This window comes from Poseidonocella sedimentorum, from assembly GCF_900116005.1.
In the GTDB taxonomy this organism is placed as follows: Bacteria; Pseudomonadota; Alphaproteobacteria; order Rhodobacterales; family Rhodobacteraceae; genus Poseidonocella; species Poseidonocella sedimentorum.
Genome location: NZ_FOYI01000005.1, coordinates 239,426 through 265,871 on the forward strand (window position 1 = coordinate 239,426; position 26,446 = coordinate 265,871).

The window sequence follows — 26,446 nt, forward strand, 5'->3', positions numbered from 1 at the left end:
AGGATCCCCATGGCCCGAGAATTGCCCTTCGCCGAACGCAACCTGCGCCGCGCGCGCGTCTATTCGGGCAGGTTGATCCGGGCGGCCTCGCCCGCCGCGCGGGTGCCCCGTGTGATCTTCTTCCATATGCCCAAATGCGGCGGGACCTCGCTCTCCGAGGCGCTCTATGCCACCGTTCCCTTGAGCGAACGCATCGGCGTGCTCGATGCGCGCTCGACCCGGCGGGCGGCGGCGATGATGGCGGCGTGCCGCGATGATCCCTGGCTCTGCCACGAAGACCTGGGGCGCGGGGCCGAGGTCTTTGCCCTGCGCGAGGCGCTCGCGCTGCAGCATATCGCCTGGGACAGCGCGCTCATTCACGGCCACCTGCTCTGCTCGGACCGGCTCGAAGCCTTCGCCCACCAGCGCTACGGTTTCGTCACGCTCCTGCGCGATCCGGTGGAGCGGATGGTCTCGAACTACCTCATGGCCCGGCGCGCCGGCATTGCCCCCGAGGATCCGGACGCCTATCTCGACAGCCCTCTCGCGCGGCATCATGCCCAAGTCTACCTGCGCTATTTCTCCGGCCTTGCCGAGCCGGGCGAGGTGCCGCAGGCGCCCCGGCTTGCGGCCGAGCGGCTCGCGCGTTTCGATCTCATCGGCTTTCTCGACGATCTCGATGGGTTCGCCGCCGCCTATCGCGCCCGGTTCGGCCCCGCCTTGCGGATCCACAGCTACAATCGCGCGCCCTCCGGCGACTCGCCGTTTTCGGCCAGCCAGATGGCCCGCGCCTCCGAGCTCTGCGCCGAGGATGTCGCGCTCTTCGAGGCGGCCCGGGCCGTGGCCGAGGCGATCGCGCCGGCGCGGGAGGCCGGATGATGGAGCCCGCCCCGCTTCTGCTTGGCATCGGCGCCCAGAAATCGGCGACAAGCTGGGTCCATGCCGTGCTCGGCGCCCACCCCGACATCGCCCCCTCGCGGCCCAAGGAAGTCGATTTCTATTCCTACTACTTCGACCGCGGCTATGCCTGGTACGACCGGCATTTCGAGCCGCGTGCGGGCCAGACCCGGTTCGAAGTCTCGCCTTCCTATCTCCATGATCCGCGCGCCGCGCGCCGCGCCCGCGCGCATCGGCCCGACACGCGGGTCATCGCGCTCCTGCGCGATCCGGTGGAGCGCGCCTTTTCCAACCATCTGCACGAGGTCATCAAGGGCCATATCCCGCCGGTGCCCTTCGCCGAGGGGCTCGCCAACAATCCGGCATATGTCGAACAGGGGTTTTACGCGCGCCATCTCATCAGGTGGATGGATGCCTTCCCCCGCGGCCAGATCTGTGTGCTGCTGGCCGAGGAGATCGCGGCCGAGCCGCTCAAGGCGGCAAGGCGGGTCTATGAGTTTGCCGGGATCGCGCCCGATTACCTCCCGCCCGCCCTGCATGAGCGGCGCAACGAGAGCGACCGCGCCGCAGTGCCGCTCCTGCGCTCGGTGCTGCGCGCGGGCGGCGATGCGATGCGTCGCGGTGGGCTGGAGCCAGTGCTCTCGCGGGCCAAGGCCTTGGGGCCGGTGCGCGCGCTGCTCAAGGCCAATTCAGTCGACATGCGCCAGGAGGTCCCGCCGATGGACGCGGTCTCGCGCGCGCGGCTCGATGCGCTCTTTCGCGACGATCTTGCCCAGCTCGCCAGGCTTCTGAGCCGCGACAGCTTCCCCTGGGGCGCATGGGAGCGCCAGTTCGGCGCCTCGGAAACCGCCTGATGCCCGTCGACGCCCCGCTCTTCGCCGCCGCGCGCAGCACGCCCGCCCCGCGCACCGGATATTACACACAGCTCGACAGTTTCCGCGGGATCGCCGCGCTGCTCGTGGTCTGGTTCCATTCGCCCTTCGCCGCCGGCCCGCGCCCCGCGCTCATCGCCTCGGCGGAGCTCTGCGTCGATTTCTTCTTTGTGCTCTCCGGCTTCGTGCTGATGCATGCCTACGGCGCCCGGATCGCGGCGGGGATGAGCTTTCGCCGGTTTGCGCTTCTGCGCCTCGCGCGGCTCTGGCCGCTCCATCTGTTCATGCTCGCGCTTTTCGTCGCCTTCGGCCTCGCACAGGAATTCGCGGCGCTCGCCGGGGTCGGTTCCGGCGCACGGGCGGAAAATACCATCCCGTCGCTGCTCGCCAACATCGCGCTGCTGCAGGGGCTCCGGGTCGAGGGGCCGCTGAGCTGGAACTATCCGTCCTGGAGCATCAGCGTCGAGTTCTACGCCTACCTGCTGTTCTTTGCGGTCATCGCCCTCGCCGGTCGCGCGCGGTTTCTTGCGGCGGGGCTCCTCTGCGGCGCAGGGTACCTCTGGCTTGCGCGCTCCGGTGCTGCGCACCTGGCCGATCCCGCGCTCGGGGTGCCGCGCGTGCTCGCGGGCTTCTTCGCCGGAGTGCTGATCTACGCGCTCCACGCGCGCCTGCCCGATATCCTGCCGCGCGGCGCTCAAAGCGCCTGTGAGGTCGCGATCCTCGCGGCGACGGGCCTGCTCCTCGCCCGGGCAGGCGGCGATGTGGCGCTGCAATTCACCACCATGGGCGCCTTTGCGCTGCTGATCCTCGTCTTTGCCCAGGGCGGCGGCGTGCTCAGCGGGCTCTGCGCCAGTGCCCCGATGCGCCATCTGGGCCGGCTGTCCTTTTCGGTCTACATGAGCCACGCCTTCGTGCTGATGCTCGCCGGCTGGTCGGCGCGGCGGGTCTTCGGCGTCGAGCGGGTGGAGATCCCCGGCCGATCCGCGCCCGTCCTCTGGACGGAGCACGCCGGCCTCATCACCGCCGCGCTTGTCCTGCTCATCCTCGGGCTGAGCCACCTGCTCTACACCCGGATAGAGCGCCCCGGCCAGCGGCTGTTCCAGCGGCTATTCGGTCTGCGCTGAACCCTCTTCCGGCGCGGCTCTCGCGACCCGTCGGGCATAGGCCATGGCGATCACCGCGAGCATGTAGTGACCCGAATGCAGTTTGAAGAAACTGTCCTCCATCAGCGCCAGCCCGCTGACCGCCGCAAAGATCGCCAACCAGATCGCCGCCGAGAGCGAGCGCGCGCGCAGGTAGGCGCGAATGAGGCGGACATAGGTCAGGGCGACCTGTCCCAGAAGCAGCGTGCCCCCGACGAGGCCGAGCGCCACGAAGACCTCCAGATAGGCGTTGTGGAACCCGTTCAGCCCTTCATCCACGTTGGTGTGGATGTAAGAGACGAGGAGGGCGTAGCGCGGGCTTGTCCAGAACGCGTTGAAGCCCACCCCGCCGAGCGGCTCCTGCGCCAGGATGTCGAGCGCGAAGGACCACAGCACCGTGCGGCCGGTCAGCGTGGGGCTCTTGCCCATCGCCTGCAGGACGGTGGTCAGAAGATCGCCCCCCGTGACGGCGAAAATCACGATGGTCGCGAGCAGGAGAACCACGCCCGCGAGCGGCAGCCCGGCGCGCAAGCCGCGCGGCAGGTGGCGCATCCAGATCAGCAGTGCGAGCATCCCCACGACCGCAAAGCCCAGTTGGGCGGTGACCGATTTTGCGAGGACCGCGACGGGAAAGACGGCGGCGGCGAAGATCAGGGCGAGCAGCGACAGGCGCATGTAGGCGCAAAGGCCCAGCAGCGCGAGCGCGGCCCAGAAGGCGGCTTTGCCGACGCCGGTCTTGTGCGGGTAGATGCCGAGGAGCGCGCCGTTGACCTCCCAGACCGGTTGCAAAAAGCCGCTCGAGAGGTTGAGGAGCGACAGGGCGAGCCCGCCGCCTTGCGCGAGGAAGAGCGCCAGAAGGATCTGCCGCGTGGTGAGCACGTGGGCCATGCGCAGCGCGATCAGGGTCGTCATGATGAGCTGGAGCGAGGCATAGCCCGTCCGGCCCGGCGCGACGCTCCAGAGCGTGGAGCAAAGCGCGAGCGCGGGCAGCAGGAAGGCCGCCCAGTCGCGCGTGAGGATGGTGCGGATGCGGCGCATGTCCGACATGAGCCACAGCAGCGTGAGCGCGTAGAAGCCCATCCAGAGGATGTCGGGGTTGGCAAGCCGCTGCGCGCCGGTGTTGGCGGTGAAGAAGATGAGCGCGGTGAGGGCGACATCGGGCGCGCTGCGCGGGAGGGCGATCTTGCGCGGCGGGGTGAGGGCGAGCTGCGTGGCGGGCATTGGGCGCATCATCCGGGCCGCGCCAGGAGGCCGGTGTCGGGCGCGCCCGCCCGGAGGTTGGCCCCCCATTGCGCCGCGTGGAAGATGGCGTAGCCCGCGACCGCGCCCGCCGCCGCACCGGGCGCTCCGCCGAGCCAGCCGCCGAGGGGCACCGCGAGACCGAGCGCGCCGAGGCCGAGTGCGGCGCTCAGGAGCCCGTCGCGGCGGCGCGCCTGAGCCTGGATCACGAGGCCCGCCGGCCCGAAGAGCGCATTGGTCAGCGGGATGCCGAGCAGGATCACGGCCATGTCCATCGCCGGGGCGAAAGGAGCGCCGAGAAGCCACAGCAGGGGCGCGCGCAGGGCCAGAAGGCTCGCCGCACCGCAGATCAGCGCGCCGAGGCGGATGGCCCGGTTGAGGCGCAAAAGCTGCGTCAGACCGGCCGTGTCTGACCGCGAAAGCGCGGCGGAGACCCGCGCCCCAAGGGCGGTATCGGCAGCGGATTGGGCGAAGACGATGAGATTGACGAGCGCGAGCGCGACGGTGATCTGAGCGATCTCCGACGGGGCCAGCGACAGCGCGGCGAGCGCGATGATCAGGTTCACGCGGTTTTCGCCGAGGATCTGTCCCGGTGCGAGGGCGAGCCCGGTGCGCAGATAGCCGCGGGTGTCCGGCGCCGAACCGCGCTGCGGCGGGCGGGGATCTGACGGCAGGCTGAGGTGGTGGGCCGCCGTGAGGGCGAGCCCGGCCAGCAGGTGCAGCAGCAGGAGTTGCAGCAGTACAGGCGCGTGCCCCGCCAGCGCGAAGGCCGCGACGCCGAGGAACACGACGGCGGGCCGGGTGATCAGCCGGGGCAGCGCGCCTTGCAGCACCAGATCTTCCGCGCCGGCGAGGCGGGCTCGCACCCGGCTCAGCGCGTAGAGCGGCGTGGCGCCGAGGGCCAGAGCCACGGGCCAGAGGTCAGGGCGCAAAAGGGCGGCGGCCGCGCAGCCCGCGAGCAAGAGGGCCGATCCGGCGCAGAGGACGTGGAAACAGCGGGCGCGATAGGCGGCATAGTCCGCCGCCGCGTCCGGCCCGCTTCGCCGGGCGGCGTGAAACAGGGCGCCGCCTTCGATGTTGAGCGTGAGCAGCACGGCGGCAAGGAGGCTGACGGACCCGGCGGCGGAGAAGGTGCCGAAGACCTCCGGGGGGGCGAGACGGGCCAGAAGGAGCGTCGTACCCAGCGTCAGGGCGCTGGCGGCAAGGCGCGCCAGCATCATCCAGCCCGCGCGCAGCGAGAGCGCGGCCATCGGCCGGTGCAGCCGCGCGCCGATCACAGGGACCACCCCGCGCAGGCAAGCCCCGAGAGCGCGCGAAACCGGGCGGCGTCCGTTTGCAGATCCTGGCGCAGACGGACCAGCACGCTCTCCGGCAGGTCCGGCGCCGCGCGCGGAGCACCGCGCCCAAGAGCCGATTTCAACCGTGAGCGGAGCCCCTCGCCCATCGCAAGGTTGAGCCGCCGGCCCGCCGCGCTGTCCCGCAGCCCATAGACCCAGGCCGGAAGCTGGCCCAGATCGCCCGCGGCATTCGCGTGGGCCGGGGCGGCGGGCCAGTGGTCGCGCACGCCGAGGAAGGCGGCGACACGGGTCAGCGTCGCGGCACGATCGGTGATCAACCCGTCGAAATCGAGGATCAGCAGTTGCTCGGCCGGAAAGAGTGCGCGCCACGGATCAAGCTGACTGGCATAGCGGCTCACGCTGAGCAAATGCGCGTAGTGGTCGGTCTCGGGCAAGGCGTCCGGCGCGGGCAGCGACCGCCCGCTCAGGATCGCATGACGGTATTGCGAGGCCGCGCGTTTGACCGGATCGCGCGCGATGAAGATCAGCCGGCAGTCGGGCGCGGCCGCGGCCAGCCGCTCCGGCACGCCGGGGAACGCCTCCCGCTTGGTGTAGTTCGGGCAGACCTCGCCGCGCAGCCGGCCCCCGGCGGGAAACATCCGGCGATAGCCCCTGAGGCGCGCGGGGGTCGGGTCGGCGAGGAAGAAATCCGTCTCCTTGCGGCGCGGCATGGCGATTTCGGGGTGACGCGCCAGCGCGGCGTGCAGCGTCGTCGTCCCGGCTTTCATCGCGCCGATGACGGCGAAATCGGGCAGGCCGATCAGGGGGAGGGCGGCGCCGGGTCGGGGCTCAGGCATGGGAGGGGACTCCGGGCTCGACCCGACCGTGCGCAGCGGGCTCGAGCAGCGCAGCGAGCGCGGCCTCCGACTGGCAGAACTGGGTATCGGGCGCGCGCAGGAGGGCGGCGGACGCGGCGCGCAGCCGCGCCGGGGAGAGGCCGTCCAGAAAGCGGACGAGGGTGTCGGGCTCCGCGCGCTCGACAACGAATCCCAAGCCCTCCGCGCGGATTTTCTGCGCGGTCTGCGTTTGCCCCGCGGCCAGCGACGGGCAACCATACCAGCTCGCCTCATAAAGCCGGTTGGGCAGGAGCCAGTCGGAATTCGCGCCGCGTTGCCACAGATCCTGTGCCCAGACGAGATCGCAATCGGCATAGACCCGTTCCAACCCCTCGGGGTAGCTGTAGGGCCCCGCGTAGTGGACATTGGCGCGGCCGGCGATCCGGGCGTCCGGGGCACGGAGGGCATGGCGATGGAGCTGGCCATGGATGCGGATGTCGATCCGCGGGCCCATCCGATCGGCGAGTTGCATCAGCAGATCGAAACTCGGCCCGCAGCGAATCGCGCCGACCCAGCCGAGGCGGAGCGGTGCGCGCGGCGGGATTCGGCGGCGGGGGCGCTGCGGCATGTCGAGCGGCAGGCGATTTTCGAGGATCGCGGCGGCGCCGGTGTATCGCTGCACCGGTGCGAAATAGTGCTCGAGAAAGCCCGGTGAGCTGGTGAGCAGGAGAGCGGATCGCGTCAGCACTTGGCGTTCGAGCCAGCGGGCAAGGCGCGCCTTGGGGCCGCGGGAGGTGAAAATCCCATGAATATCAAGGCATTCGTAGACGATCGGGGGGCGGCGACGCAGCCCGACGCTTGCGCCGAGCGCAAGCAGCGCCATGTCGAGATTGCGCGCGATGAGCAGGTCGGCCCCGGCGAGGCTCCGGCGCATCTCGCCGCTGCGCGCCAATGCCTTGCCCAGAGTGAGCGCCCGGCGGGCGAGCCGCCCTTGCGCCACGCGCCCCAGATCGAGGTTGGGCCAATCGACCGGCGAGTCGGGCGGGGGTTTGCGAAAGGACATCGAGCGGACCTCGTGGCCCAGCCGACGGCAATCGCGGATGCGTCGTTGCTGGGCCGCGTCGTTGAGATCACCGGCGAAAAAGACGATCCTCATGCGCTCTGCCCGTAGATCCGCGCGGCAGGAAGGCGGCAGAGCCCGGCGAGAACGCCGGTGTGAAACGCGCCGCGCAGGACCCAGAATCGGCGCGCCTGCGGGTTGGCCGCGGCGAGGACGCCACGGAGCGCGCAAAACGTCGATTTCGCCCCCGCCGTCAGGGCCAGCCGCGATGCCGAGGGCCACGAGACGGCGATGGCCGCGTAGGATTGCCCCATGCGAAACTTGCGCCGCAGCAGCCAGCGCAGCGTGAGGCGCTCGGCCGCGACGGTCTCGTAGACTACCGCGCCGGGAGCGATGGCGAAGGTCGCGCCGCGCGCCCGGAGGGCAAAGAAAAACGCCGTGTCCTCGCCGCCCGACTGGCCTCTGCCCGGATCGAAGCGCGTGTCCTGCCACGGCGTTCCGGCCCATCGCAGGAGCGCGTTGCAGGTGTGGCCCGTCTCGACGCCCTGCGGCGTGATCACGGGGCGGTTGGAATGGTGATCCTGCGCCTGCATCCAGGCAGGGGCGCGCGCCGGGTAGAGCGCGATGGACGGGCCGAAGACCGCATCGGCGCCGGTTTGCCGCGCCTTGGCGCACAGCTCGCGCAGCCACCCCGGGGTGACGATCTCGTCATCATCCACGAAGGCCAGCCAATCGACCCCCTCCGCCGCATCGAGGCAGGCGTTGCGGGCGATCGAGATGTTGCCCGCGGGGGCGTGCAGGTAGGTCACATCGAAGGGCAGGGCGCCTGCGGCGGCGCGGACGCGATCCCGCGCCGTGGGGGCGGTGTCATTGTCCGCGACGATGACCCGCACCTCGGTGCCCGGTGCGAGGTCAATCGCGGCGAGACTCTTGAGCGTCGCACAGACCGACGGACGGCGGAACGTGGCGATGAGGATCGCGATTTTCATGCGGCGCGGCCCGTGAGTATCTGGCGCAAAAAGCCCCCGGCCCAGGCCATGTGCATCGCCGCCACGGCGGGCCCGGCCCAGAGGCCGCAGGGGGCGCGCAGGCGCCGCATTCCGACAAGCGATGCCCCCAAAAGCAGCAGCCCATAGGCCACCAGAAGGAGCGCGGCCTGCGGCACCTGAAGCGCCGAAATCAGCGCCGCCACCAGGGCGAGCGCGTTGAGCACCGGCGCGATCTGGCGCAGCCGCGGGCGCACCCGGTGCTTGAGCAAAGTGCGCGCGCGGCCCCGCCCGTAACGCCAGTACTGGCGCGCGAGGGCGGCGAGGTCGGGACGCATGATGTAGGTGATCCTCAGCCCTGCCTCCAACCATATCTTGTGGCCCGCGCGGGTGAGGCGCAGGTCGAGCTCGGCGTCCTCGTTGTGGCTGAAATCAGCGTCATATCCGCCGACGGACCGGAAGGCATCGAGCCGCATGGCGGCGTGATGGCCATGGTCGACGAAACGCGAGACGGTGCTGCCGCGATGGGCCGAGCCGCCGTTGCCGAGCAGCGTGCCCGCGATCCAGGCGGCGGCGCGCTGGAAGCCGTTGCTGCCGGCCGCATCCATCACCACCGTGACCGCGCTCGCGCCGCTGCGCTCCATGCTCTCGATCAGCGCACCGATGTAGCCCTCGGGATAGACGCTGTGCGCATCGCAGCGGATGAGGATCTCGTCCTGCGGGCGGGCGCAGCGGCGCACCGCGAGGTTGATCCCCGCGGACTGTAGTCTGGCGGGGTTGTCGAGCCAGCCGAGCGCCGGAAACTCCGCCATCAGCCCCATGACGATGTCTCGCGTTGCATCCTCGCTCCCGCCATCGACGACAACGGCGCGCAGATCGCGCCCCGTTTCGGGACGCGTCAACAAGGACCGAACGCACCGCTCGATATGACGCGCCTCGTTCAGTGTGGGGATCACGAGCAGCACCCCGCCCTCGGGGCGAAGGGCGCAGGGCCTTGGAGACAGGGACATAGGGGACAGACTCATCGTCAGGACATCAGTTGCGGTTGCCCTGAAACTTTCGACAATTCGTTAATTAATAGTTCACCTTGAAACGGCAGGTTTGCCAGCCATAGGACCCTGAAAATCAGGCGTGAACTGACATGGCAAAGCCATCCATTCTTGGCGAGGACGCAACGCAGGAGATCATCGATCTCGGGGCGCTATTCGCGCGGCTGTGGCGCGGGCGGTTTGTGCTCGCCCTGGCGGCGATGGTCGGCTTTGGCCTCGGCGGGGTCTATGCCTATCTTCTGGCCGAACCGGAGTATGAGGCCACGGCGTCTGTCGTGCTGGAGACCCGGTCGGAGAAGGTGGTCGATCTCGACAGTGTGATCGGCGGGCTCTCCAAGGACCTGCCGGCGCTCAATACCGAGGTAGAAGTGCTGCGCAGCCGCCGTCTGCTGGGCCAGGTGGTCGACGCGCTCGCGCTGACCGAGGACGCCGAGTTCAACCCGACGCTGGCCGAACCGGGGCTGAAGGCGCGGCTCAAGTCGCGGGTCATGAGCCTGATCTCAGACGCGGAGCCCGTGGTCGCGCCGCAGCAGGACGCGCAGCGCGAAAAGGCGATCACCCGGCTTCAGAAGCGCACCTCCGTCGCCAATCTTCCGCTCTCGCTGGTCTTTCAGATCAAGGTGGCATCGGCGGAGGCGGATCGCGCGGTTGCCATCGCCGACACCATCGCCCAAACCTACGTGGACCAGCAGATCAGCGTGAAATACGAAGCGACCGAACAGGCCGTCGCCTGGCTCACGGATCGCGTCTCGGACCTCAAGCAATCGCTCAAGATATCCGAGGATCGGATCAAGGCGTTTCGCGCGCGCTCCGATGTGATCGGGCCGGACAGCATCGATCAGCTCGACCGTCAGCTCAAGGCCCTGCGGGGGCGAATCACCGATCAGGAACTCGCCATCGAGGCGGCAAGGGCGCGCTTGACGGCGGCCCGCGAAGAGGCCCGCAGCGCGCCGCCGGTGACCCAACCGCAGCCCGCCTCCACCGCCTCGCTCCTGCGCGCCAGTACCCTGCGCCCGGTCGCTCGGGCCGAAGCCGAAGTCCAGCTCGCCGAGACCCGCCTTCAGGCTCTTGTCTCCGCCGCGGAGGAGCTTGAAGAGACGCTCGCGCGGCAAAACACGGAATTGCAGGAGTTTCAGCAGCTGACCCGCGAGGCCGATGCCTCCAAGCTGCTCTACGAGTATTTCCTCGGCCGGCTGAAGGAGACCTCCGTCCAGCAGGGGTTGCAGCGGCCTGACAGCCGGATCCTGTCCAACGCGGTCTTGCCTGACGGGCCCGCCCGCCCGCAAAAGGCTCGCATTCTGGGGCTGAGCCTCGTGCTCGGGCTCTTCGCCGGGATCGGGCTGCTGGCCCTCTCGGATCTGCGCCAGAAGGGGTTTCGCGATGTGACGGCGCTGCAGGACGCAACCGGCATGACCGTCTTTGGCCAGGTCCCCGAACTGCCCGGCGCCACCCGCAGCGAGCTTCTGTCCCGGCTGGCCAGCGAGCCTTCCTCCATGGCCGCCGAAGCGATTCGCAACATCCGGACCTCGCTCCTGATGTCGCGGCTCGACGATCCGCCCAAGGTGGTCATGATCACCTCCTCGGTCGCCGACGAGGGCAAGACGATCCTGTCGCTGGCGCTGGCGCAGAACATCGCAGCGCTTGGGCAGAAGGTCCTGTTGATCGAGTGCGATGTAAAGCGGCCGAGCTTTGCGCGGGTGCTGCGGTCGGAGCGCAAAGAGGGGCTGCTGTCCGTCGTCTCCGGGCGCACCGAGTTGCAGAACGCCGTCCTGTCTGATGGCGAAACCGGGCTCGATATCCTGATGTGCGAGTCGGCGAATCCGGCTTCGGCCGATATGTTCAGCTCGCGTCAATTCCAGCGGTTCATCGAGGCCGCGCGGGAGAGCTATGATCACATCCTGCTCGATACGCCGCCGGTCCTTCTGGTCCCTGATGCGCGGGTGATTTCGCGGGTGGCCGATGCGATTCTCGTGGCGCTGCGCTGGCAATCGACCAGCCGGCGTAAGCTCAGCGACGGGCTCGCAGCATTGGAGACGGTCAATGCGCGGGCGGCCGGGATCGTTACCACCCGGGTCGATCCGCAGGCGCTCGATTACGGCGCGCATCTCTATGAACTGCGCGAGCCCGGACCCTCCAGCATCGTTGCCTGAGCGTTTAAGGCAAAGTCTTCTAAAATTGCATATTTATTAGAGGCCAGTGGCGTGGGCACCGGGCGGCCGCTTTAAGAACTTGGAAGGGTTAACTCCGCAGGTTCGCAATTGTCCCTGAGCCGGAAACAATCACCTCCGGCTCGCGTCAAACAAGAAGCGGCCCGTCATCATGAAATACGATCCTCACCTTCGCGCTCCTCTCCTTACCTCCGCTGGAACCCCTCTGTTTCAGGCGCGCCCGGTGGGCCGGGCGCCGGGTCAGAGCGGCGGGTGGAAACGCGGGCTCGACATCGTGCTGGCGCTGGCTCTGGTGCTGCCGGTGGCGCTGATCGTCGCGGTGCTCTGGGGTCTGGTGCGTCTCGATGGCGGCCCGGGGTTTTATGGCCATCGCCGGGTCGGCGAGGGAGGACGGGCGTTCAAATGCTGGAAGCTGCGCAGCATGCAAGTGGACGCGGACCGCGCGTTGGAGCGGCATTTGCAGGCGAATCCCGCGGCGGCGCGCGAATGGGCCGCGAGCCAGAAACTGACCCATGACCCCCGCGTTACCCCGCTGGGGCGCATCCTTCGCGCCACGAGCCTCGACGAGTTGCCGCAGCTTTGGAACGTGCTGCGCGGCGAGATGAGCTTCGTCGGGCCGCGTCCGGTGACGGGGCACGAGCTCATGCGCTACGGGGCGCTCGACTGGGCCTATCTGTCGGGAAAGCCGGGAATCACCGGGGCTTGGCAGGTGTCGGGGCGCAATGATCTGAGCTATGAGACGCGCGTGCATCTCGATGCGGCCTACCGCAGCCAGGAAACGCTCCTGACGGATCTCAAGATCATCGCCAAAACCGCCCTTGAGGTGCTCAAGCGCTCGGGCCGTTAACCGTCTTCCCCCTGCGTACGCAGGTGTCAGACAGGCTTAACTCCAAAAAATCTATTTTTCTCCGGTGGTTAGGTGAGCCACCGGCAGCTCTGCCGAAAAGTGACCGATTTCAGGGATGGCGCATCAAGCGCCGTAGGACCACCAAGGGAGCTCATATGGCAGACACTCTCCTCAAAGCCGATCTTCTGGAACGCGTTGTTTCCAAGGGGATCAGGCCGCCCGACGCGGCGCGCCGGTTTTCAGTTCAATCGTTTTCTGTTGGTTTCCTTCCGCCGTGTGCCTGGCGTGCTCTCGAACCGGGAAAGGCAACCTGATGCACGTCGGTCTGTCCATCTGTTGGCTCCAATCACCGAATAATGCGCCCGCTGCGCCGACCAATGCTCTGGTCGCCCCGGGCAATCTTTTTCCCCCGGCCCAGGCCTCGCTCGCCGAGGCGGCCCATGTTGACGGGCGCGGCAACTGGGACACTTCGTCCGGCGCGCTTGTGCCGCTTGGGGTCAACAACAACGATGCGCGCGTGAGCTTTCCCGCGGCGCTCGAACCCGGCAAGCCCTATGCCCTGACCTGGACCGAAACGCTCGGCACGCGCGGCACGCTCAAGGCGCAACTCAGCGGCAACGGCCTCGTGTCGGGCCGCGCCCGGTCGGGCGGAGAGCTTCATCCCAAGCTCGCCTATTTCGCCGCAGCGGATGTCACCGCCGCGTTCCCGCGCTGCTCGTTCAAGCCGGGGGGCGGGTTCGATGCGACGCTCGATGACCTCGCGATCTATGACCTCTCCACCACCGATCCCGCCGTCCATGCCTGCGACGTGGTGCTCTGTCTCGGTGACAGCAACATGTCGAATTCGGTGAGCGAATTTGCCGATGCCGCGACGATCGAGCATGGCTATGATCCCCGGATCTGGTACATGCCCAACCTGCGCACGAGCGGGAGCTTCGATGTGCTGGAGGTCTCACGCCACGTTCCCACGCCGCTGATTGAGCCGGTGGCCTCGGTGCAGGGGCTGCGGGTCTCGCCGATTCAGGCCGTGGCGAGCCGGTTGGTTGCGCGCGCCGCGCAGCGGGGGCGGCCGCTGCTGATGCTGGCGCTGGCCGAGCCGGGGACCGGGTTCAACAACACCGAAGATTGGCGCAAGACCTCCTCCGTCGACACCACCGGCGGCCGGATGTACGCCGACATGATCGACATGGTGGCGGCGCTCAACGCACTCGGGCCCGCGCATGAGATCGTCGGCGCAGTGGTGTCGCTCGGGGCCAACGATACCACCGGCGCGGATTATGCCGATGCCTGGCTGCCCCACGCGGCGCAGTTCGTGACAGACCTGCGCGCGGATCTCGGCGCTCCGAACCTGCCGATCGCGTGGAACGGCTGCGCCGAGGATTACGAGGACACGAGCTTCTCTCCGGCGGATCGTGTGGCCCGGATGCGCGCGGCGCAGGCTGAGCTTGACGAGGCCAGCGGCAGCGCCTTCGCCATTCCCGGGGTCCGCTTCGTGGCGGCGCCGATGGGCAACCTGCTCGATGGCGATACCGAGCAGCCGCATTTCACCGCGCATGGGATGCAGGTCAACGGCCGCGCCCTTGGCGACGGGCTGCTCTCGCTCCTCCCCTGAGCCCTAGAAACTCACCTCGACGCCCGGCAGTTCAAGCGCCTTCAACAGGTCCCTGACCTCCTGCCGGGCGGCGATATGCGACATGCTCAGTTGTCGCACGCCCACATCCCGCAAATCGAGAAGCGTCAGCCCGCGTGGAAACAGTTCGCGGAACACGACCCGTTCGCCGAAGCCCGGCGCGACGCGAAAGCCTATCCGCTTGGCCAGCGCCTCCAGCGCGCGCGACATCTTGCGCTTGTTGATCATCTCCTGCGTGCCGAGCCGGTTGCGCAGCACGATCCAGTCCACCGGCCCCATCCCCGCTTCGGCGCGCGATTGCCGCGCCTGCCAGACCATTTCGGAATAGACGGAGGGGCCCAGCACGGTCTCGCCGGTCTCGTCGGTCTTGGCCAGAAGGTCGAAATCGATGAAGCTGTCGTTGAGGGGCGTGACCAGCGTGTCGGCCATGGAATGGGCGATCTGGCTGAGCCGTGTGTGCGATCCGGGGCAGTCGATCAGCAGGAAATCGCAGGCGCCGTCAAAGTGATCGATCGCGAGGGCGAGGCGCTTGTCATAGGCGTTTTCCCCCGGGGCGAGGGCGCTTTCGTCGATTTCGGGAAGCGGGTGGTACTCAGGGGTCGCGAGCGCGATGCCTTCCTTTTCGCAAAACCGCTTGCGGTTGTGCAGGTATGCCCCGAGCGATCGCTGGCGCAGGTCGAGATCGAGACAGCCCACCCGGTGGCCCAGACGCGCCAGCGCGGTGGAGATATGCATCGAAACGGTGGATTTGCCCGCGCCGCCCTTTTCATTTCCGACGACGATGATATGCGCCATGCCCGATGTCCCTCTTCTCGACGGCTCGCACCGCGTTTTGGCCGCTTTTACGGGCGCTGCGCCTTCAGGAAAAGAAGCAAATGGCTCAAAGCCCGCCCAACCCTGCGCGCGGGCGGCTTATGCCTCAGACGTTCGCGTACTTGACCTAAGGTCATGTGGTGCGGAAGATACCCGCGCCGGACAACGGCAAACAAAAAAATTTTGGGAGGACTTCATGACGACGTATTTCCATACGGCCGCGGCGCTATGCCTTGCGGCGGGGATGGCGTCTGCGCAATCGGCGGACGTGCCCGACAATCTTGACAAGCTGTCGAATTTTCAGAGTACCGGGGTGACCGAGTTCACCTTTATCGAACAGGACGGCCGCTATGCGGAGGGGATCAAGCGCACGCTGGAGCGCATCACCCTGCCGGACGGCTTCAAGATCGAGCTCTACGCCGTGGTGCCGGACGCGCGCCACATGGCCGTGGGCCCGCAGGGCATCGTGACCTTCGTGGGCACGCGCAAGGACAAGGTCTGGGCCGTGACCGACCGCAACAAGGACCGCGTGGCCGACGAGGTGAAGGACTTCGCGCCCTCGCTCACCTTCTCGATCCCCAACGGCCCCTGCTTCAGCCCCGACGGGTTCCTCTACATCGCCGAGCAGAACCGCGTATTGCTCTTCCCGGCGGCGGAATTCTTCTATGAAAGCCCCGATGTCGCGGCCTTCAACCTCGTGGCCAAGGGCGATCTCGTCCCCCCCGAAGAAGAGAGTTTCAACCACACCGCGCGGGTCTGCAAGATCGGGCCGGACGGCAAGATCTACATCTCTCTCGGCCAGCCGTTCAACGTCGCGCCTGCCGACAAGCTCGACCTTTACAACGAGTGGGGCATCGGCGGGATGATCCGGATGAACACCGACGGCACGGGCCGCGAGGTCTATACCTACGGCATCCGCAACTCGGTCGGCCATGACTTCCACCCGGTCACGGGCGAGCTGTGGTTCACCGACAATCAGGTCGACGGAATGGGCGATGACATCCCGCCGGGCGAGCTCAACCGCCAGACCGAGATGGGCCAGAACTTCGGCCACCCGTGGTTCGGCGGCGGCACGGTGCGCACCAATGAGTACAAGGGCGAAGAGGTGCCCGTCGAGGTGGTGCATCCGGTGGTGGATATGGTGGCCCACGCCGCCGATCTCGGCATGAGCTTCTACACCGGGAACATGTTCCCCGAGAAGTACAAGAACGCCATCTTCTCGGCGCAGCACGGCTCATGGAACCGCACCACGCCGGTCGGTGCGCGGGTCATGGTGACCTATGTCGATGCCGAGGGGAACGCGACCTCCGAGCCCTTTGCCGAAGGCTGGATCGACGAGAATGACGAATACCTCGGCCGGCCCGTCGACGTGGCGCAGCTGCGCGATGGCTCGATCCTCGTCTCCGACGATCTGGCTGGCGCGCTCTATCGCATCAGCTACGGCGAATGAAGCGGCTTATGACACTGGCGCTCGGCGGGCTCATGCTCGCCGGGTCGCCCCTTGACGCCGCCGACCCCGACGCGGGCCGGAAGCTGGCGGGCATGTGCCGCACCTGCCACGGGATCGACGGCTACGCCCGCGTCCCCATCGCGCCCCACATCGGCGGCGAGCCGCAGGACTATCTCGAGACCCAGCTCATGGCCTTCAAGACCGGCGCGCGGGAGCATGAGATGATGACGGTTGTGGCGGCTGGCCTGAGCGCCGAACAGATCGCCGACGTCGCCGCGTGGTACGCGGCGCAAACGGTTGTGGCGACACTGCCCGACGGCACCAGCCCGGACGCGGCGCCCCAAGCCTGCGTCTCCTGCCACGGCACCGATGGAATCGCCACCTTCGCGGGCGCCCCCAACCTCGCAGGTGAGACCAACATCTACATCGAAACCCAGCTCAAGGCCTTCCGCATCGGCAAGCGCGCGCACGACATCATGAGCCCCATCGCCGAAGGGATGACCGACGCCGAAATGCGCGAGGTCGCGGACTGGTACGCCGCGGTGTCTTTGGAGATTTCGGGACCGGCGGACTAGGATCAGAGGCGCGCGGTACGATCGAGCCGAAGATGTTCCACCGGGTGAAGGTGACGGCAGCAGCCAGCGAGACAAGGTTCATGAAACGCAGACACATCATCGCCGGCTTTGCACTGGTCCTCGCCCTTGCCGGGCTCTGCAATGGCGCGCCGTCGCAAGCCCAGAGCGTCGATCCGAAGGTGGTCAATGATCTCAACCGCTACATCAACGGCATCGACACGATGCAGGGCAGCTTTGTCCCAGCAAAGCTCCGATGGCCACGTGAGCGAGGGGATCTTCTATCTCAGCCGCCCCGGGCGATTGCGGTTCGAATATTTCGACCCGGTCCCGATCACGCTCTTCGCGGAGGGCACAAGGGCAGGGATCGTGAACCGCACCAAGCAGACGATGACCGTGATCCCGGTCGGCCAGGTGCCGCTCCACATCCTTCTGCGCGACCCCGTCGATCTGGGCCGCGACGGCATGGTCCGGTCGGTCGAGGTTGAGGGCGGTCTTGCCCGGGTCCGGATGGTCGATCCGGGCAGGCCGGACGCCGGCGCGATCACCATGGTGTTCTCGACCGGGCCGGTGGAGCTCCGCGACTGGATCATCACTGACGACCACGGTCGGTCCAGCCGTATATCGCTCCGTAATCTGCGGCGCGGGGTCGTGATAGATCCCCGCCAGTTCATCGGCGCTCGCAACTAGGCCGCCAGCCGGCGACTGTTTTGCCGAAGCCTTTGCCCGTGCCTGCCCTCAAGCCAACGAAAAACGCCGCCCGGGTGGGGCGGCGTTTGATCTTGGGGAATGCCGGGGGCTCTTAGAAGCCGAGGCCTTCGTATTTCTTCTTGAACTTGGAGACGCGGCCGCCGGTGTCCATGAGGCGCGAGTTGCCGCCGGTCCAGGCCGGGTGCACCGTGGGATCCACGTCGAGCGAGAGCGTGTCGCCTTCCGACCCGTAGGTCGAGCGCATCTCGATCATGGTGCCATCGGTCATCTTGACGTTGATGACGTGATAGTCGGGATGGATTTCTTTTTTCATCGCGACGCTCCTTACGCTTCTGCGCCCGCTTTGGGCTTGTAATTGGTGACTTCGGCGATCCGGGCGGATTTGCCGCGCCGCGAGCGGAGGTAGTAGAGCTTGGCGCGGCGGACACGGCCCCGGCGCACAACCTCGATGCTGTCGATGTTGGTCGAGTAGAGCGGGAACACCCGTTCCACACCTTCACCGAAGGAAATCTTGCGAACGGTGAACGAGCCGGCGATGCCTTCGCCGTTCTTGCGGCTGATGCAGACGCCTTCGTAGTTCTGCACCCGGGTGCGCGTGCCCTCGGTCACCTTGTAGCCGACGCGGATCGTGTCGCCGGCTTTGAAATCGGGAATCTCTTTCCCGAGGGAGGCGATCTGTTCGGCCTCCAGCTTTGCGATCAGGTTCATCTGATCTCTCCTATGCTGCTTGCGGTTTGGTCCGCAAAGGTCATTCGCGCCTCAGAGCTCTCGGTCTTCGTTCGGGTCCGCGCGCCTGCGCGCCCGCCAGAGATCAGGTCATCGTTACTTGTGGCCCTTCGCGCTGTCCGTTCCTGCCGCGAGGCGCGATCCGAAGAAGTATCGCTTGAGGCGGCCGCACAGAACAAAGGCGCCCGACTCGGTTTCCCGGGTGGGCGTGCCCGGCTGATAGCCAATGCGGCCCTGTCTGGCAAGGGGGAAGGGCTGGTTTCGGCCCGGAGCCAAGGCGAAGCCGCCGGGCCAGCGGCAGGACGCCCCGAGGCCTGCCGCTTTGCCAGCGCGCGTTGACCTGTGAGGGAAGATGTTCGTGGTACGATAAAGCACGCCGTTCGAAGGGCAGAGCGGCAGACCACGTCCTGCCGCTGGCCCGGCTCAGCGCTTCTTGCGTGCCTCATAGGCGGCCCAAAGGTCCGGGCGGCGGGCTTTGGTAAGCTCTTTCGACTGCGCCTGTCGCCACTCTTCGATCTTGCCGTGGTGGCCCGAAAGCAACACCTCGGGGATCGCGCGGCCCTGCCACTCGGCGGGGCGGGTGTATTGGGGGTGTTCCAGCAGACCGTCCGAGAAGCTTTCCTGCGCGGTGCTTTCGGAATTGCCGAGCACGCCGGGCCGGAGCCGCACGGTCGCGTCGATGAGCGCCTGCGCCGCGATCTCGCCGCCGGTGAGGACGAAATCCCCCAGCGAGACCTCCAGCACCCCGTAGTGATCGAGCACCCGTTGATCGACCCCTTCGAACCGGCCGCAGAGGATCGTCACGCCGTCGGCCTCGCTCAGCGAGTGCATCAGCGCCTGATCCATCCGCCGCCCGCGCGGGGACATGTAGAGCACCGGCCAGACGCCGCGCGCGCCCGCCTGCGCGCTCTCGATCGCGCGGCCCACCACGTCGGGCCGCAGGACCATGCCCGCGCCGCCGCCTGCGGGCGTGTCGTCGACGTTGCGGTGGCGCCCCTCGCCGAATTGGCGCAGGTCAACCGTCTCCAGCCGCCAGAGCCCCTCCTGGAGGGCCTTGCCGGTGAGCGAGCCCCCCAGCACACCGGGGAACAGCTCGGGGAAAAGCGTGATGACCTTTGCCGTCCAGGCGCCCTTGAGCTGCGGCGTCGGCGTCATCAACTCGCGCGGTTTGAGCGAGGCCCCGACCGAGAGGCGGCCGTGCGATTTGGTGGGCGTGACCATCTCAGAACAGCCCTTCGGGCGGGTCGATGATGATGCGCCGCTGATCGAGGTCGACCGTGGGCACAATGGCGCGAGTGAAGGGGACGAGCACGGTGGCCTTGAGCCCCGGTCCCTGCACTTCGAGCAGGTCATCCGCGCCGTGGTTCTGGATCGCCCGGACCTGGCCGAGCTCGGCGCCGCCGGTGTCGAGCACGGTCAGGCCGATGAGATCGGCGTGGTAAAATTCATCGTCGGGCAGGGAGGGGAGCCTGTCTCGGTCAGTATAAAGCTCGGCGCCCTTGAGCGCGTCGGCGTCTTCCTTCTCGGCCACGCCCGAGAGCCGCCCGGCAAACCCGCCCTTGATCGGCCGGATGAGCGTGAGCGTGAGGGCGCGCCCGTCTTCGAGGGTGAGCGGGTTGTAGTCGGCGATGTCCGAGGGCTCGGCGCAGTAGCTCTTGATGCGCACCTCGCCGCGCACGCCAAAGGCCCCGGCGATGGAACCGACGACAACGCGGGCCGCCTCCGGGCCGCTCACGAGCCCGCCCCGAGGCAGAGCCCGGCCGTCATGGTGCCGCCGGTGGCAAGGCATTTTTCAGACGCCTGCTGGCGCTCGAAGAGAACGCCCGCCGCGAAGGCAAAGAGCGCGAAGATCACGAGTCGGATCAGTCCGAACATCGGAGCCTCCCTGATGCGTTGGCGCGAGGCCGGCCCCGCGCGGGGGCCGGCGCAGTTCTGTCAAAGCGGGCGGATTATTCCGCCGCGGCGTCTTCGGCCGGTGCCTCCGCGGCGGCCTTGGCTTCGGCGGCCTTGGCCGCTTTCTCTTCCGCGCGCTCCTTGGCTTTCGCGCCAGGCTCGGCTTTCTTCAGGTTGGCGCGCTCTTTCTTGGAGACAACGCCCGCGGCTTCGAGGAAGCGCGAGACGCGGTCGGTCGGCTGGGCGCCCTCACCGAGCCAGTATTGCACGCGCTCCATGTCCATCTTGACGCGCTCTTCGCTGTCCTTGGGCAGGAGCGGGTTGTAGGTGCCGAGCTTCTCGATGTAGCGCCCGTCGCGCGGCATGCGGCTGTCGGCGACGACGATCCGGTAGAAGGGGCGTTTCTTGGAGCCGCCGCGGGCGAGACGAAGTTTGATAGCCATGTGTTTTCTCCTTTGGATATCAGGGGGTGGCCGGGGAGTCCCGGCCGGTCATTGCTGGTGTTTCTCGTGGTGCTGTATGACTTCCTGAATGATGAAATTCAGGAACGCCTTGGCGAATTCCGGGTCGAGGTCGGCCCGTTTCGCCAGGTCTTCGAGCCGCGCGATCTGGGCCGCTTCGCGGGCCGGATCGGACGGGGGAAGGTCGTGTTCGGCCTTGAGTTTCCCCACGGCCTGAGTGTGTTTGAACCGCTCGCCAAGGGTGTAGACGAGGATCGCGTCGAGCCGGTCGATGCTCTCGCGGTGTCCGGCCAGAAGGGTCGAGGCGCGGGTCACTGGATCTGTCGGCGCATCAGTCAACGGGCATCCCTTTCGGTGTGAAGAGCGGGTCGATGTAATTGGCGATTTCCATCTCGATCCCGTCGGAAATCTGCCCGGAGCGCAGGGCGGCGGGCGAGGGGTGGCGGTAGCACAGGTCATGGCCATCGACGCTGGCGGCCTCAAGGTCGCGCTTGGCGCCGAGCCGTTCGGCCAGCCGGATCGAGTCGAGATTTTTCGGATCGACGTAGCTCACCGCGCCGTCCCAGCCGAGGGTTTCGTAGAAGTGCTTGCGGCAGGCATGGGTCGCCTCCAGCGCGATGCCGCGCCCGGCCACCTCGGGCCAGATGATCCAGGCAAGCTCGCGCTCGGGCCATTTCGCCGGGAACCAGCCGCCGGCCATGCCGAGCGTCCGGTCGCTCTCGCGGTCATGGATCATCCACATGCCGAAGCCGCGAATGTCCCAGTGGCCGATCTCGGCGGCATAGAGCATCCAGGCCTCATAGGCATTGAGCGGCCCGCCCATGAAGCGCGAGCGATAGGAGGAGAAGGTTGCCTTGAAATCGGGGTAATCCCCGGGCTCGGGGCCGCGCAGGATCAGGCGTTGGGTCTCCAGAACGGGGATCGAGACGCTCATGACCGGCCCTCCGGTGCGCAGTAGCGCCAGATGTCCACCGGATCGGCGTCGGGGTTTGGCGTGAATTGCTCGCCGGTGGGCGCGCCGCCAAGGCGGGCGGCCAGCCGCTGGGACGGGAGGTTGTCCGGGTGGATCACCGAGATCAGGCGCTCGCGGCCCAGGGCCCCGAAGTTCCAGCCCATAACCGCGCGGGCGGCTTCCTCGGCGTAGCCCTTGCCGCTCGATCCCTCATAGATGTTGTAGGCCAGCTCCGGCTCGGGCCAAGGCTCCGGCCCCCAGAGGCCGATGAGCCCCACGGGCGCGCCGCTCTGCTTTTCCACCACGGAAAACATGCCGTAGCCCAGCAGATCCCAATGCCCGCGCTGCAGCGCGAGGTAGCGCCAGACCTGCGGGCCGGTCATCCGGCCGCCAGCGAAGGTGGCGCGGTCGGAGGCCCAGAACCGCTTCTCGGCGTCGAGAATGGCAAGCGAGGGCGGCTCAAGGCGCAGCCGCTCGGTCTCGAGCACGGGGAGGGCTTTGGTCATACGGTGCCCTCCTCAGCGATGGCCCAGGCGTCATAGGTGGCGCGGTGGTGGCGCCAGATGCGGACCTCGCCCAGCATTCGGTGCTCGAAGAGCCCCTCCGGCTCGGCACCGAGCCGCTTGGCCAATGCGATGGAGGCGGTGTTGTCATCGGCGATGAGCGAGGTCACCGTGACCCATTTGCGCGTCTTGAACAGCCAGTGGAGCGCGCCGCGGGCTGCCTCGGTCGCGTAGCCGCGCCCCTCGAACCCCTCGATGAGTTGCCAGGCCAGTTCCGGCTCGGGCCAGCCGCGCGGATACCACGGGCCGACGAGGCCGATGTTCACGCCGCGGGATTTTTCGAAGACCGCGAAATGGCCGTAGTCGCGCATTTTCCAATGGCCGATCATGGTGGCGAGCGACCACCAGAGCGCATCGCGATCCTGCGCGGCATCGATGAACCGCGGGGCGCCGGGCAGAAGGTACTGCGCCACGGCATCGAACTCCGGCTCGGCGATCGACGTGAGGAGCAGGCGATCGGTCTCGATCACCGGGTAGAGCGGCGTCTTGGCGATCATCGCGCGCGCACCGCAACCATGCGCACAAGGCCGCGCTGCCGCGCGACGCGTGCTTGCCCCATGACGAGGCGACGCGCCACCCGGGGCGCGGGATATGTGGATCGCGCGGCGATCACTTCTTCTTGCCGAAACCGCTGAGGCCCGGGGGGAGCGCCCCGCCGCCAAGCCCGGGCATACCGCCGCCCATGGCCTTGGCCGCGCGTTCGAGCGCCTTGGGGTCCATGCCCGCGGCCATCTCCTCGGGGGAGGGCGCGCCTTTGCCCATCATGCCCTTCATCGCCTGTTTGAGCATCCCGCCTTTGCCCATCTTGCCCATCTTCTTCATCATGTCGGCCATCTGCCGGTGCATCTTGAGAAGCTTGTTGAGCTCGGAGACCTCGAGCCCCGCGCCCTTGGCGATGCGCTTCTTGCGGCTGGCCTGCAGGATCTGGGGGTTGGCGCGTTCGCGTTTGGTCATGGACTGGATCAGCGCGATCTGGCGTTTGAGCATCTTGTCGTCGATGCCGGCGCCATCCATCTGCTTTTGCATCTTGGCCGCGCCGGGGAGCATGGACATCATGCCCTCCATGCCGCCCATCTTCATCATCTGCTCAAGCTGGCTGCGCAGGTCGTTCATGTTGAACTGACCCTTGGTGAAGCGGCGCATCATGCGTTCGGCCTGCTCGGCCTCCAGCGTTTCCTGCGCCTTTTCCACGAGGCTGACGATATCGCCCATGCCGAGGATCCGGCCGGCGATGCGCGAGGGCTCGAAGGTCTCGATCGCGTCCATCTTCTCGCCGAGGCCGACGAAGCGGATGGGTTTGCCGGTCACGGCGCGCATCGAGAGCGCCGCGCCGCCGCGCCCGTCGCCGTCCATCCGCGTGAGGACCACGCCGGAGACGCCGATCTTGTCGTCGAATTCGGTGGCGACGTTGACCGCGTCCTGACCGGTCAGGCCATCGACCACGAGCAGCGTTTCGCGCGGCTGGGCCACGTCGCGCACGGCGGCGGCCTGGGCGATGAGCTCGGCGTCGATGTGGAGGCGCCCGGCGGTGTCGAGCATGTAGACGTCATAGCCGCCCATCGCCGCTTGGGTCTTGGCGCGTTTGGCGATGGTGACGGGATCCTCGCCCTTGACGATGGGCAGCGTGTCGACGCCGATCTGGGCGCCGAGGATCTGGAGCTGTTCCATTGCCGCGGGGCGGTTCACGTCGAGCGAGGCCATGAGCACGCGCTTGTTCTCGCGCTCCTTGAGCCGCTTAGCGAGCTTGGCGGTGGTGGTGGTCTTGCCCGAGCCCTGCAGGCCGACCATCAGGATCGGCGCGGGCGGGTTATCGATCTTGAGCTTGCCGGGATCCTCGTCGCCGGTGAGCACATGGACAAGCTCGTCATGGACGATCTTGACCACCTGCTGGCCGGGGGTGATCGACTTGGTGACGGCCTGACCGGTCGCTTTGGCCTGCACCGCCTTGACGAAATCGCGCGCGACGGGGAGCGAGACATCCGCCTCCAGCAGCGCCACACGCACCTCGCGCAGGGCGGTCTTGACGTCATCCTCGGAGAGCGCGCCCTGTTTCGTCAGGCGATCAAAGACGCCGGAGAGACGTTCGGACAGATTTTCAAACATGCCTCGGGCTCCTTTCAGCCGCCGTTTCGTGACACCCCGAAGATAGGGGCAGATTGGTCCATGCACAAACGCCCCCACGGGCGCAACGCGCTGGTGGAGGGCGATCCCGGAACAGGGCCCGGGACCGGAAGACACGACGGGCTCCCGGAAGTTGGTGCGCGGATAGCGCGAAATGAGGGGCGAGTCAACGTATGCGGGGGGCGCTTGGCGGAAGGGCGCGGCGGATTGAACGGCGGAAGGCCACGGCAAAAGGCCACGGCGGAATGCCACCCGGGGGCCTGCCCTCTTGCATTCCCGAACGGAAGGGGGTTTTAGAGGGGCGGCATGTGGCGTTGCGCACGGATGAGGCCGGATCATGGACAATTGGGATGAGGTGCGCACCGCGTTGCAGGTGGCGCGTCTGGGCACGGTGAGCGGCGCGGCCGAGGTGCTTGGCGTGCACCACGCGACGGTGATCCGCCATGTGGATGCGCTCGAAGGGCGGCTCGGGGTCAAGCTCTTTCAGCGTCATGCGCGCGGCTACACGCCGACCGAGGCCGGGCTGGACCTCATGCGCGTGGCCCAGACCACCGACGAGCAGTTCGGCCAGCTGGCCGGGCGGATCAAGGGCCGGGGCGACTCGGTCTCGGGCGAGCTGGTGGTGACATCGGTCACGCGGCTGTCGAGCCTGCTGGCGCCGGTCATGCACCGTTTCCAGCTTGAACATCCCGAGATCATCCTGCGCTACACCACCGGCAACCGGCTCTACCGGCTGGAATACGGCGAGGCGCATGTGGCGATTCGCGCGGGCCAGGCGCCGGACGAGCCGGACAACGTCGTCCAGCCCTTCGTAACCTTCGACAACGCCCTCTTCGCCAGCCGCGATTACCTTGCGCGCCACGGCCGCCCGACCGGGCCGGAGGATTACGCCAACCACCGTTTTGTCTGCAACGACGACCGCGACACGCGCGCGCCCTTCTATCGCTGGCTCTGGCAGAACGTGCCGGAGGAGAACATCGTCTTCCGCAGCGATGATGACCGGGTGCAGGCCGAAGCGGTCGAGGCGGGGATCGGGATCGGATTTTTCCCGACCCTGATGCAGGCCCCCACCAATGATCTGGTGCAGGTGAGCCCGGCCAATCCGGACTGGGGCGCGCCGCTCTGGCTCGTCACCCATGTCGATCTGCACCGCACGATCAAGGTTCAGGCCTTCGTGAATTTCCTCAAGGAAGAGTCCAAATCCTGGACGATGGGCTGACGGGGGTCGCATGACGGAGCAGGCGCGCGGGCATCTGGCGATGCTGTTGTTTTCGCTGCTTGTGGCGGGCTCGTTCTCGCTCGGCGCGCTGGCCGCGCCGTTGCTCGATCCGGTTGCCTTCAACGCGCTGCGCTTTCTTCTGGCGGCGATCATCCTGGGCGCGATCGCGGCGGCGCGTGGCAAGATCCGGGCCGTGTATTATCGCAGCCTGTGGCGCTATCTGGTCCTCGGGGTGCTCTTCGCCGCCTATTTCGCGCTGATGTTCGAGGGGCTCCGGACGGCCGATCCGGTCCGGGCCTCGGCGATCTTCACGCTCACGCCGGTGATGGCGGCGGGGTTCGGCTGGCTCCTGATGCGGCAACGGACGACGCGGCGGATCGCGCTCGGGCTTGCCCTGGGGGCGCTGGGCGCGCTCTGGGTGATCTTCCGGGCCGACCTCGCGGCGCTGGTGCGCTTCGAGATCGGGCGCGGCGAGATGGTCTATTTCATCGGCTGCGTGGCCCATGCGATCTACACCCCGCTGGTGCCGAAGCTGAACCGGGGCGAGCCGGTGATCGCCTTTTCGCTCGGCGTGCTGATCATGGCCTTCGTGCTGCTGACGCTGATCGGCCTGCCCGCGATCGTGGCGACGGACTGGGCCGGTTTGCCGCCCGTCTTCTGGATCTCGCTGCTCTATCTGGTGGTTTTCGCCAGCGCGATGACCTTTGTGCTCATGCAATACGCGGCGCTGCGCCTGCCCGCGTCGAAGGTCATGGCCTATACCTATATCGTGCCGAGCTGGGTGATCGGCTGGGAGTTGGCGCTGCGCCATGGCGGGCCGACACCGCTGGTGATCGTCGGGATCCTCGTCACAGTCGGCGCCCTGTTGCTGATGCTGAAGGAGTGAGATCCGGTCCGCGCAGCGGCAAACGGTCCAGTGGACCGTTTGAGGATCGAACGCGCGGAGCGCCTTCCGGTCCGCGCAGCGGCAAACGGTCCAGTGG

29 protein-coding genes are annotated in these 26,446 nt (G+C 67.6%); 11 read left to right on the forward strand and 18 right to left on the reverse strand.

The genetic code is table 11. The features are described 5' to 3' along the window. The first annotated feature begins 9 nt into the window (after positions 1–9). The 3 genes from BM353_RS09570 to BM353_RS09580 are packed head-to-tail and all read left to right on the forward strand — an operon-like array spanning position 10 to position 2,872. Entirely contained in the window at positions 10–858 is an 849-nt protein-coding gene (locus tag BM353_RS09570; RefSeq protein WP_092079879.1) for a hypothetical protein, read from the forward strand. Then, positions 855–1,730 (forward strand): sulfotransferase, encoded by an 876-nt coding sequence (locus tag BM353_RS09575; RefSeq protein ID WP_092079882.1) that lies wholly within the window; start codon positions 855–857, stop codon positions 1,728–1,730. The genes BM353_RS09570 and BM353_RS09575 overlap by 4 nt, the downstream gene beginning before the upstream one ends. Continuing rightward, on the forward strand, positions 1,730–2,872 hold the full coding sequence (locus BM353_RS09580; RefSeq protein ID WP_177220515.1) for an acyltransferase family protein: 1,143 nt from the start codon (positions 1,730–1,732) through the stop codon (positions 2,870–2,872). Before BM353_RS09575 ends, BM353_RS09580 begins: the two co-directional genes overlap by 1 nt. Here BM353_RS09580 and BM353_RS09585 read toward each other — a convergent pair. The 6 genes from BM353_RS09585 to BM353_RS09615 are packed head-to-tail and all read right to left on the reverse strand — an operon-like array spanning position 2,855 to position 9,244. Further along, positions 2,855–4,111 (reverse strand): O-antigen ligase family protein, encoded by a 1,257-nt coding sequence (locus tag BM353_RS09585; protein WP_177220516.1) that lies wholly within the window; start codon positions 4,109–4,111, stop codon positions 2,855–2,857. The two genes, BM353_RS09580 and BM353_RS09585, sit on opposite strands and share 18 nt — an antisense overlap. Before the next feature lie 8 nt (positions 4,112–4,119). Next, on the reverse strand, positions 4,120–5,415 hold the full coding sequence (locus BM353_RS09590) for a hypothetical protein (protein ID WP_143104138.1): 1,296 nt from the start codon (positions 5,413–5,415) through the stop codon (positions 4,120–4,122). Continuing rightward, the gene (locus tag BM353_RS16925; protein WP_177220517.1) at positions 5,403–6,263 is read right to left on the reverse strand and encodes a sulfotransferase family protein; all 861 of its coding nucleotides are present in this window, start codon (positions 6,261–6,263) and stop codon (positions 5,403–5,405) included. Before BM353_RS16925 ends, BM353_RS09590 begins: the two co-directional genes overlap by 13 nt. Further along, on the reverse strand, positions 6,256–7,398 hold the full coding sequence (locus BM353_RS16930) for a glycosyltransferase (RefSeq protein ID WP_177220518.1): 1,143 nt from the start codon (positions 7,396–7,398) through the stop codon (positions 6,256–6,258). The genes BM353_RS16925 and BM353_RS16930 overlap by 8 nt, the downstream gene beginning before the upstream one ends. Continuing rightward, complete coding sequence (locus tag BM353_RS09610) at positions 7,395–8,291, reverse strand: glycosyltransferase family 2 protein (RefSeq protein ID WP_092079903.1); 897 nt, start codon at positions 8,289–8,291, stop codon at positions 7,395–7,397. Before BM353_RS09610 ends, BM353_RS16930 begins: the two co-directional genes overlap by 4 nt. After that, positions 8,288–9,244: a glycosyltransferase family 2 protein gene (locus BM353_RS09615; RefSeq protein ID WP_245759613.1), complete on the reverse strand. Its 957-nt coding sequence runs from the start codon at positions 9,242–9,244 to the stop codon at positions 8,288–8,290. The genes BM353_RS09610 and BM353_RS09615 overlap by 4 nt, the downstream gene beginning before the upstream one ends. Positions 9,245–9,429: 185 nt before the next feature. On the opposite strand from BM353_RS09615, the gene BM353_RS09620 reads away from it, so the two are divergent. The 3 genes from BM353_RS09620 (at position 9,430) to BM353_RS09630 (ending at position 13,964) form a co-directional block, all read left to right on the forward strand. Further along, positions 9,430–11,487, forward strand: coding sequence for a GumC family protein (locus BM353_RS09620; protein ID WP_092079909.1), 2,058 nt, complete (start codon positions 9,430–9,432; stop codon positions 11,485–11,487). A gap of 241 nt (positions 11,488–11,728) precedes the next feature. Beyond that, entirely contained in the window at positions 11,729–12,352 is a 624-nt protein-coding gene (locus BM353_RS09625) for a sugar transferase (RefSeq protein ID WP_245759614.1), read from the forward strand. A gap of 313 nt (positions 12,353–12,665) precedes the next feature. After that, positions 12,666–13,964: a sialate O-acetylesterase gene (locus BM353_RS09630; RefSeq protein WP_092079915.1), complete on the forward strand. Its 1,299-nt coding sequence runs from the start codon at positions 12,666–12,668 to the stop codon at positions 13,962–13,964. A 3-nt stretch (positions 13,965–13,967) separates the two neighbouring features. Here BM353_RS09630 and BM353_RS09635 read toward each other — a convergent pair whose 3' ends face one another. Further along, entirely contained in the window at positions 13,968–14,777 is an 810-nt protein-coding gene (locus BM353_RS09635) for a division plane positioning ATPase MipZ (protein ID WP_092079918.1), read from the reverse strand. Between the two features lie 214 nt (positions 14,778–14,991). On the opposite strand from BM353_RS09635, the gene BM353_RS09640 reads away from it, so the two are divergent. The 3 genes from BM353_RS09640 (at position 14,992) to BM353_RS09650 (ending at position 17,507) form a co-directional block, all read left to right on the forward strand. Further along, positions 14,992–16,245, forward strand: coding sequence for a PQQ-dependent sugar dehydrogenase (locus BM353_RS09640; protein ID WP_092079921.1), 1,254 nt, complete (start codon positions 14,992–14,994; stop codon positions 16,243–16,245). After that, complete coding sequence (locus tag BM353_RS09645; RefSeq protein WP_092079924.1) at positions 16,242–16,820, forward strand: c-type cytochrome; 579 nt, start codon at positions 16,242–16,244, stop codon at positions 16,818–16,820. The genes BM353_RS09640 and BM353_RS09645 overlap by 4 nt, the downstream gene beginning before the upstream one ends. A gap of 234 nt (positions 16,821–17,054) precedes the next feature. After that, the gene (locus tag BM353_RS09650; RefSeq protein WP_177220519.1) at positions 17,055–17,507 is read left to right on the forward strand and encodes a LolA family protein; all 453 of its coding nucleotides are present in this window, start codon (positions 17,055–17,057) and stop codon (positions 17,505–17,507) included. Between the two features lie 112 nt (positions 17,508–17,619). On the opposite strand, the gene rpmE is transcribed toward BM353_RS09650, so the two are convergent. The 11 genes from rpmE to ffh form a co-directional block, all read right to left on the reverse strand. Next, positions 17,620–17,841, reverse strand: a complete 222-nt coding sequence (gene rpmE, locus BM353_RS09655) for a 50S ribosomal protein L31 (protein WP_092079929.1) — start codon at positions 17,839–17,841, stop codon at positions 17,620–17,622. Between the two features lie 11 nt (positions 17,842–17,852). Beyond that, on the reverse strand, positions 17,853–18,236 hold the full coding sequence (gene rplS, locus BM353_RS09660; protein ID WP_092079932.1) for a 50S ribosomal protein L19: 384 nt from the start codon (positions 18,234–18,236) through the stop codon (positions 17,853–17,855). A 441-nt stretch (positions 18,237–18,677) separates the two neighbouring features. Further along, on the reverse strand, positions 18,678–19,475 hold the full coding sequence (trmD, locus tag BM353_RS09665; RefSeq protein WP_092079935.1) for a tRNA (guanosine(37)-N1)-methyltransferase TrmD: 798 nt from the start codon (positions 19,473–19,475) through the stop codon (positions 18,678–18,680). 1 nt (position 19,476) lies between these two features. Further along, positions 19,477–19,989, reverse strand: coding sequence for a ribosome maturation factor RimM (rimM, locus tag BM353_RS09670; protein ID WP_245759615.1), 513 nt, complete (start codon positions 19,987–19,989; stop codon positions 19,477–19,479). Beyond that, the gene (locus BM353_RS16935; protein WP_177220520.1) at positions 19,986–20,129 is read right to left on the reverse strand and encodes a hypothetical protein; all 144 of its coding nucleotides are present in this window, start codon (positions 20,127–20,129) and stop codon (positions 19,986–19,988) included. The genes rimM and BM353_RS16935 overlap by 4 nt, the downstream gene beginning before the upstream one ends. Before the next feature lie 74 nt (positions 20,130–20,203). After that, on the reverse strand, positions 20,204–20,590 hold the full coding sequence (rpsP, locus tag BM353_RS09675) for a 30S ribosomal protein S16 (RefSeq protein WP_092079941.1): 387 nt from the start codon (positions 20,588–20,590) through the stop codon (positions 20,204–20,206). A 48-nt stretch (positions 20,591–20,638) separates the two neighbouring features. Next, positions 20,639–20,947 (reverse strand): chorismate mutase, encoded by a 309-nt coding sequence (locus BM353_RS09680; RefSeq protein ID WP_245759616.1) that lies wholly within the window; start codon positions 20,945–20,947, stop codon positions 20,639–20,641. After that, positions 20,940–21,542, reverse strand: a complete 603-nt coding sequence (locus tag BM353_RS17115) for a GNAT family N-acetyltransferase (RefSeq protein WP_092079947.1) — start codon at positions 21,540–21,542, stop codon at positions 20,940–20,942. Before BM353_RS17115 ends, BM353_RS09680 begins: the two co-directional genes overlap by 8 nt. Continuing rightward, complete coding sequence (locus tag BM353_RS09690) at positions 21,539–22,066, reverse strand: GNAT family N-acetyltransferase (RefSeq protein ID WP_092079950.1); 528 nt, start codon at positions 22,064–22,066, stop codon at positions 21,539–21,541. Before BM353_RS09690 ends, BM353_RS17115 begins: the two co-directional genes overlap by 4 nt. Beyond that, complete coding sequence (locus tag BM353_RS09695) at positions 22,063–22,620, reverse strand: GNAT family N-acetyltransferase (RefSeq protein WP_092079953.1); 558 nt, start codon at positions 22,618–22,620, stop codon at positions 22,063–22,065. The genes BM353_RS09690 and BM353_RS09695 overlap by 4 nt, the downstream gene beginning before the upstream one ends. Positions 22,621–22,732: 112 nt before the next feature. Further along, complete coding sequence (ffh, locus tag BM353_RS09700; RefSeq protein WP_092079956.1) at positions 22,733–24,226, reverse strand: signal recognition particle protein; 1,494 nt, start codon at positions 24,224–24,226, stop codon at positions 22,733–22,735. A 355-nt stretch (positions 24,227–24,581) separates the two neighbouring features. Between ffh and BM353_RS09705 the strand changes: the two genes are divergently transcribed. Beyond that, positions 24,582–25,463, forward strand: a complete 882-nt coding sequence (locus BM353_RS09705) for a LysR family transcriptional regulator (RefSeq protein ID WP_092079959.1) — start codon at positions 24,582–24,584, stop codon at positions 25,461–25,463. A gap of 10 nt (positions 25,464–25,473) precedes the next feature. Beyond that, positions 25,474–26,349: a DMT family transporter gene (locus BM353_RS09710; protein WP_092079962.1), complete on the forward strand. Its 876-nt coding sequence runs from the start codon at positions 25,474–25,476 to the stop codon at positions 26,347–26,349. The last annotated feature ends 97 nt before the right edge of the window (positions 26,350–26,446 follow it).

What these genes read in the sequence shown, in the direction of transcription:
- BM353_RS17115 (WP_092079947.1), bottom strand. Translation starts at nt 21,542, where the DNA reads ATGAGCGTCTCGATCCCCGTTCTGGAGACCCAACGCCTGATCCTGCGC.
- BM353_RS09635 (WP_092079918.1), bottom strand. Translation starts at nt 14,777, where the DNA reads ATGGCGCATATCATCGTCGTCGGAAATGAAAAGGGCGGCGCGGGCAAA.
- BM353_RS09630 (WP_092079915.1), top strand. Translation starts at nt 12,666, where the DNA reads ATGCACGTCGGTCTGTCCATCTGTTGGCTCCAATCACCGAATAATGCG.
- rplS (WP_092079932.1), bottom strand. Translation starts at nt 18,236, where the DNA reads ATGAACCTGATCGCAAAGCTGGAGGCCGAACAGATCGCCTCCCTCGGG.
- BM353_RS09640 (WP_092079921.1), top strand. Translation starts at nt 14,992, where the DNA reads ATGACGACGTATTTCCATACGGCCGCGGCGCTATGCCTTGCGGCGGGG.
- trmD (WP_092079935.1), bottom strand. Translation starts at nt 19,475, where the DNA reads ATGGTCACGCCCACCAAATCGCACGGCCGCCTCTCGGTCGGGGCCTCG.
- BM353_RS09580 (WP_177220515.1), top strand. Translation starts at nt 1,730, where the DNA reads ATGCCCGTCGACGCCCCGCTCTTCGCCGCCGCGCGCAGCACGCCCGCC.
- BM353_RS09705 (WP_092079959.1), top strand. Translation starts at nt 24,582, where the DNA reads ATGGACAATTGGGATGAGGTGCGCACCGCGTTGCAGGTGGCGCGTCTG.
- BM353_RS09690 (WP_092079950.1), bottom strand. Translation starts at nt 22,066, where the DNA reads ATGACCAAAGCCCTCCCCGTGCTCGAGACCGAGCGGCTGCGCCTTGAG.
- BM353_RS16930 (WP_177220518.1), bottom strand. Translation starts at nt 7,398, where the DNA reads ATGAGGATCGTCTTTTTCGCCGGTGATCTCAACGACGCGGCCCAGCAA.
- BM353_RS09570 (WP_092079879.1), top strand. Translation starts at nt 10, where the DNA reads ATGGCCCGAGAATTGCCCTTCGCCGAACGCAACCTGCGCCGCGCGCGC.
- BM353_RS09575 (WP_092079882.1), top strand. Translation starts at nt 855, where the DNA reads ATGATGGAGCCCGCCCCGCTTCTGCTTGGCATCGGCGCCCAGAAATCG.
- BM353_RS09710 (WP_092079962.1), top strand. Translation starts at nt 25,474, where the DNA reads ATGACGGAGCAGGCGCGCGGGCATCTGGCGATGCTGTTGTTTTCGCTG.
- ffh (WP_092079956.1), bottom strand. Translation starts at nt 24,226, where the DNA reads ATGTTTGAAAATCTGTCCGAACGTCTCTCCGGCGTCTTTGATCGCCTG.
- BM353_RS09585 (WP_177220516.1), bottom strand. Translation starts at nt 4,111, where the DNA reads ATGCCCGCCACGCAGCTCGCCCTCACCCCGCCGCGCAAGATCGCCCTC.
- rpsP (WP_092079941.1), bottom strand. Translation starts at nt 20,590, where the DNA reads ATGGCTATCAAACTTCGTCTCGCCCGCGGCGGCTCCAAGAAACGCCCC.
- BM353_RS09620 (WP_092079909.1), top strand. Translation starts at nt 9,430, where the DNA reads ATGGCAAAGCCATCCATTCTTGGCGAGGACGCAACGCAGGAGATCATC.
- BM353_RS09610 (WP_092079903.1), bottom strand. Translation starts at nt 8,291, where the DNA reads ATGAAAATCGCGATCCTCATCGCCACGTTCCGCCGTCCGTCGGTCTGT.
- BM353_RS09645 (WP_092079924.1), top strand. Translation starts at nt 16,242, where the DNA reads ATGAAGCGGCTTATGACACTGGCGCTCGGCGGGCTCATGCTCGCCGGG.
- BM353_RS09695 (WP_092079953.1), bottom strand. Translation starts at nt 22,620, where the DNA reads ATGATCGCCAAGACGCCGCTCTACCCGGTGATCGAGACCGATCGCCTG.
- BM353_RS16935 (WP_177220520.1), bottom strand. Translation starts at nt 20,129, where the DNA reads ATGTTCGGACTGATCCGACTCGTGATCTTCGCGCTCTTTGCCTTCGCG.
- rpmE (WP_092079929.1), bottom strand. Translation starts at nt 17,841, where the DNA reads ATGAAAAAAGAAATCCATCCCGACTATCACGTCATCAACGTCAAGATG.
- BM353_RS16925 (WP_177220517.1), bottom strand. Translation starts at nt 6,263, where the DNA reads ATGCCTGAGCCCCGACCCGGCGCCGCCCTCCCCCTGATCGGCCTGCCC.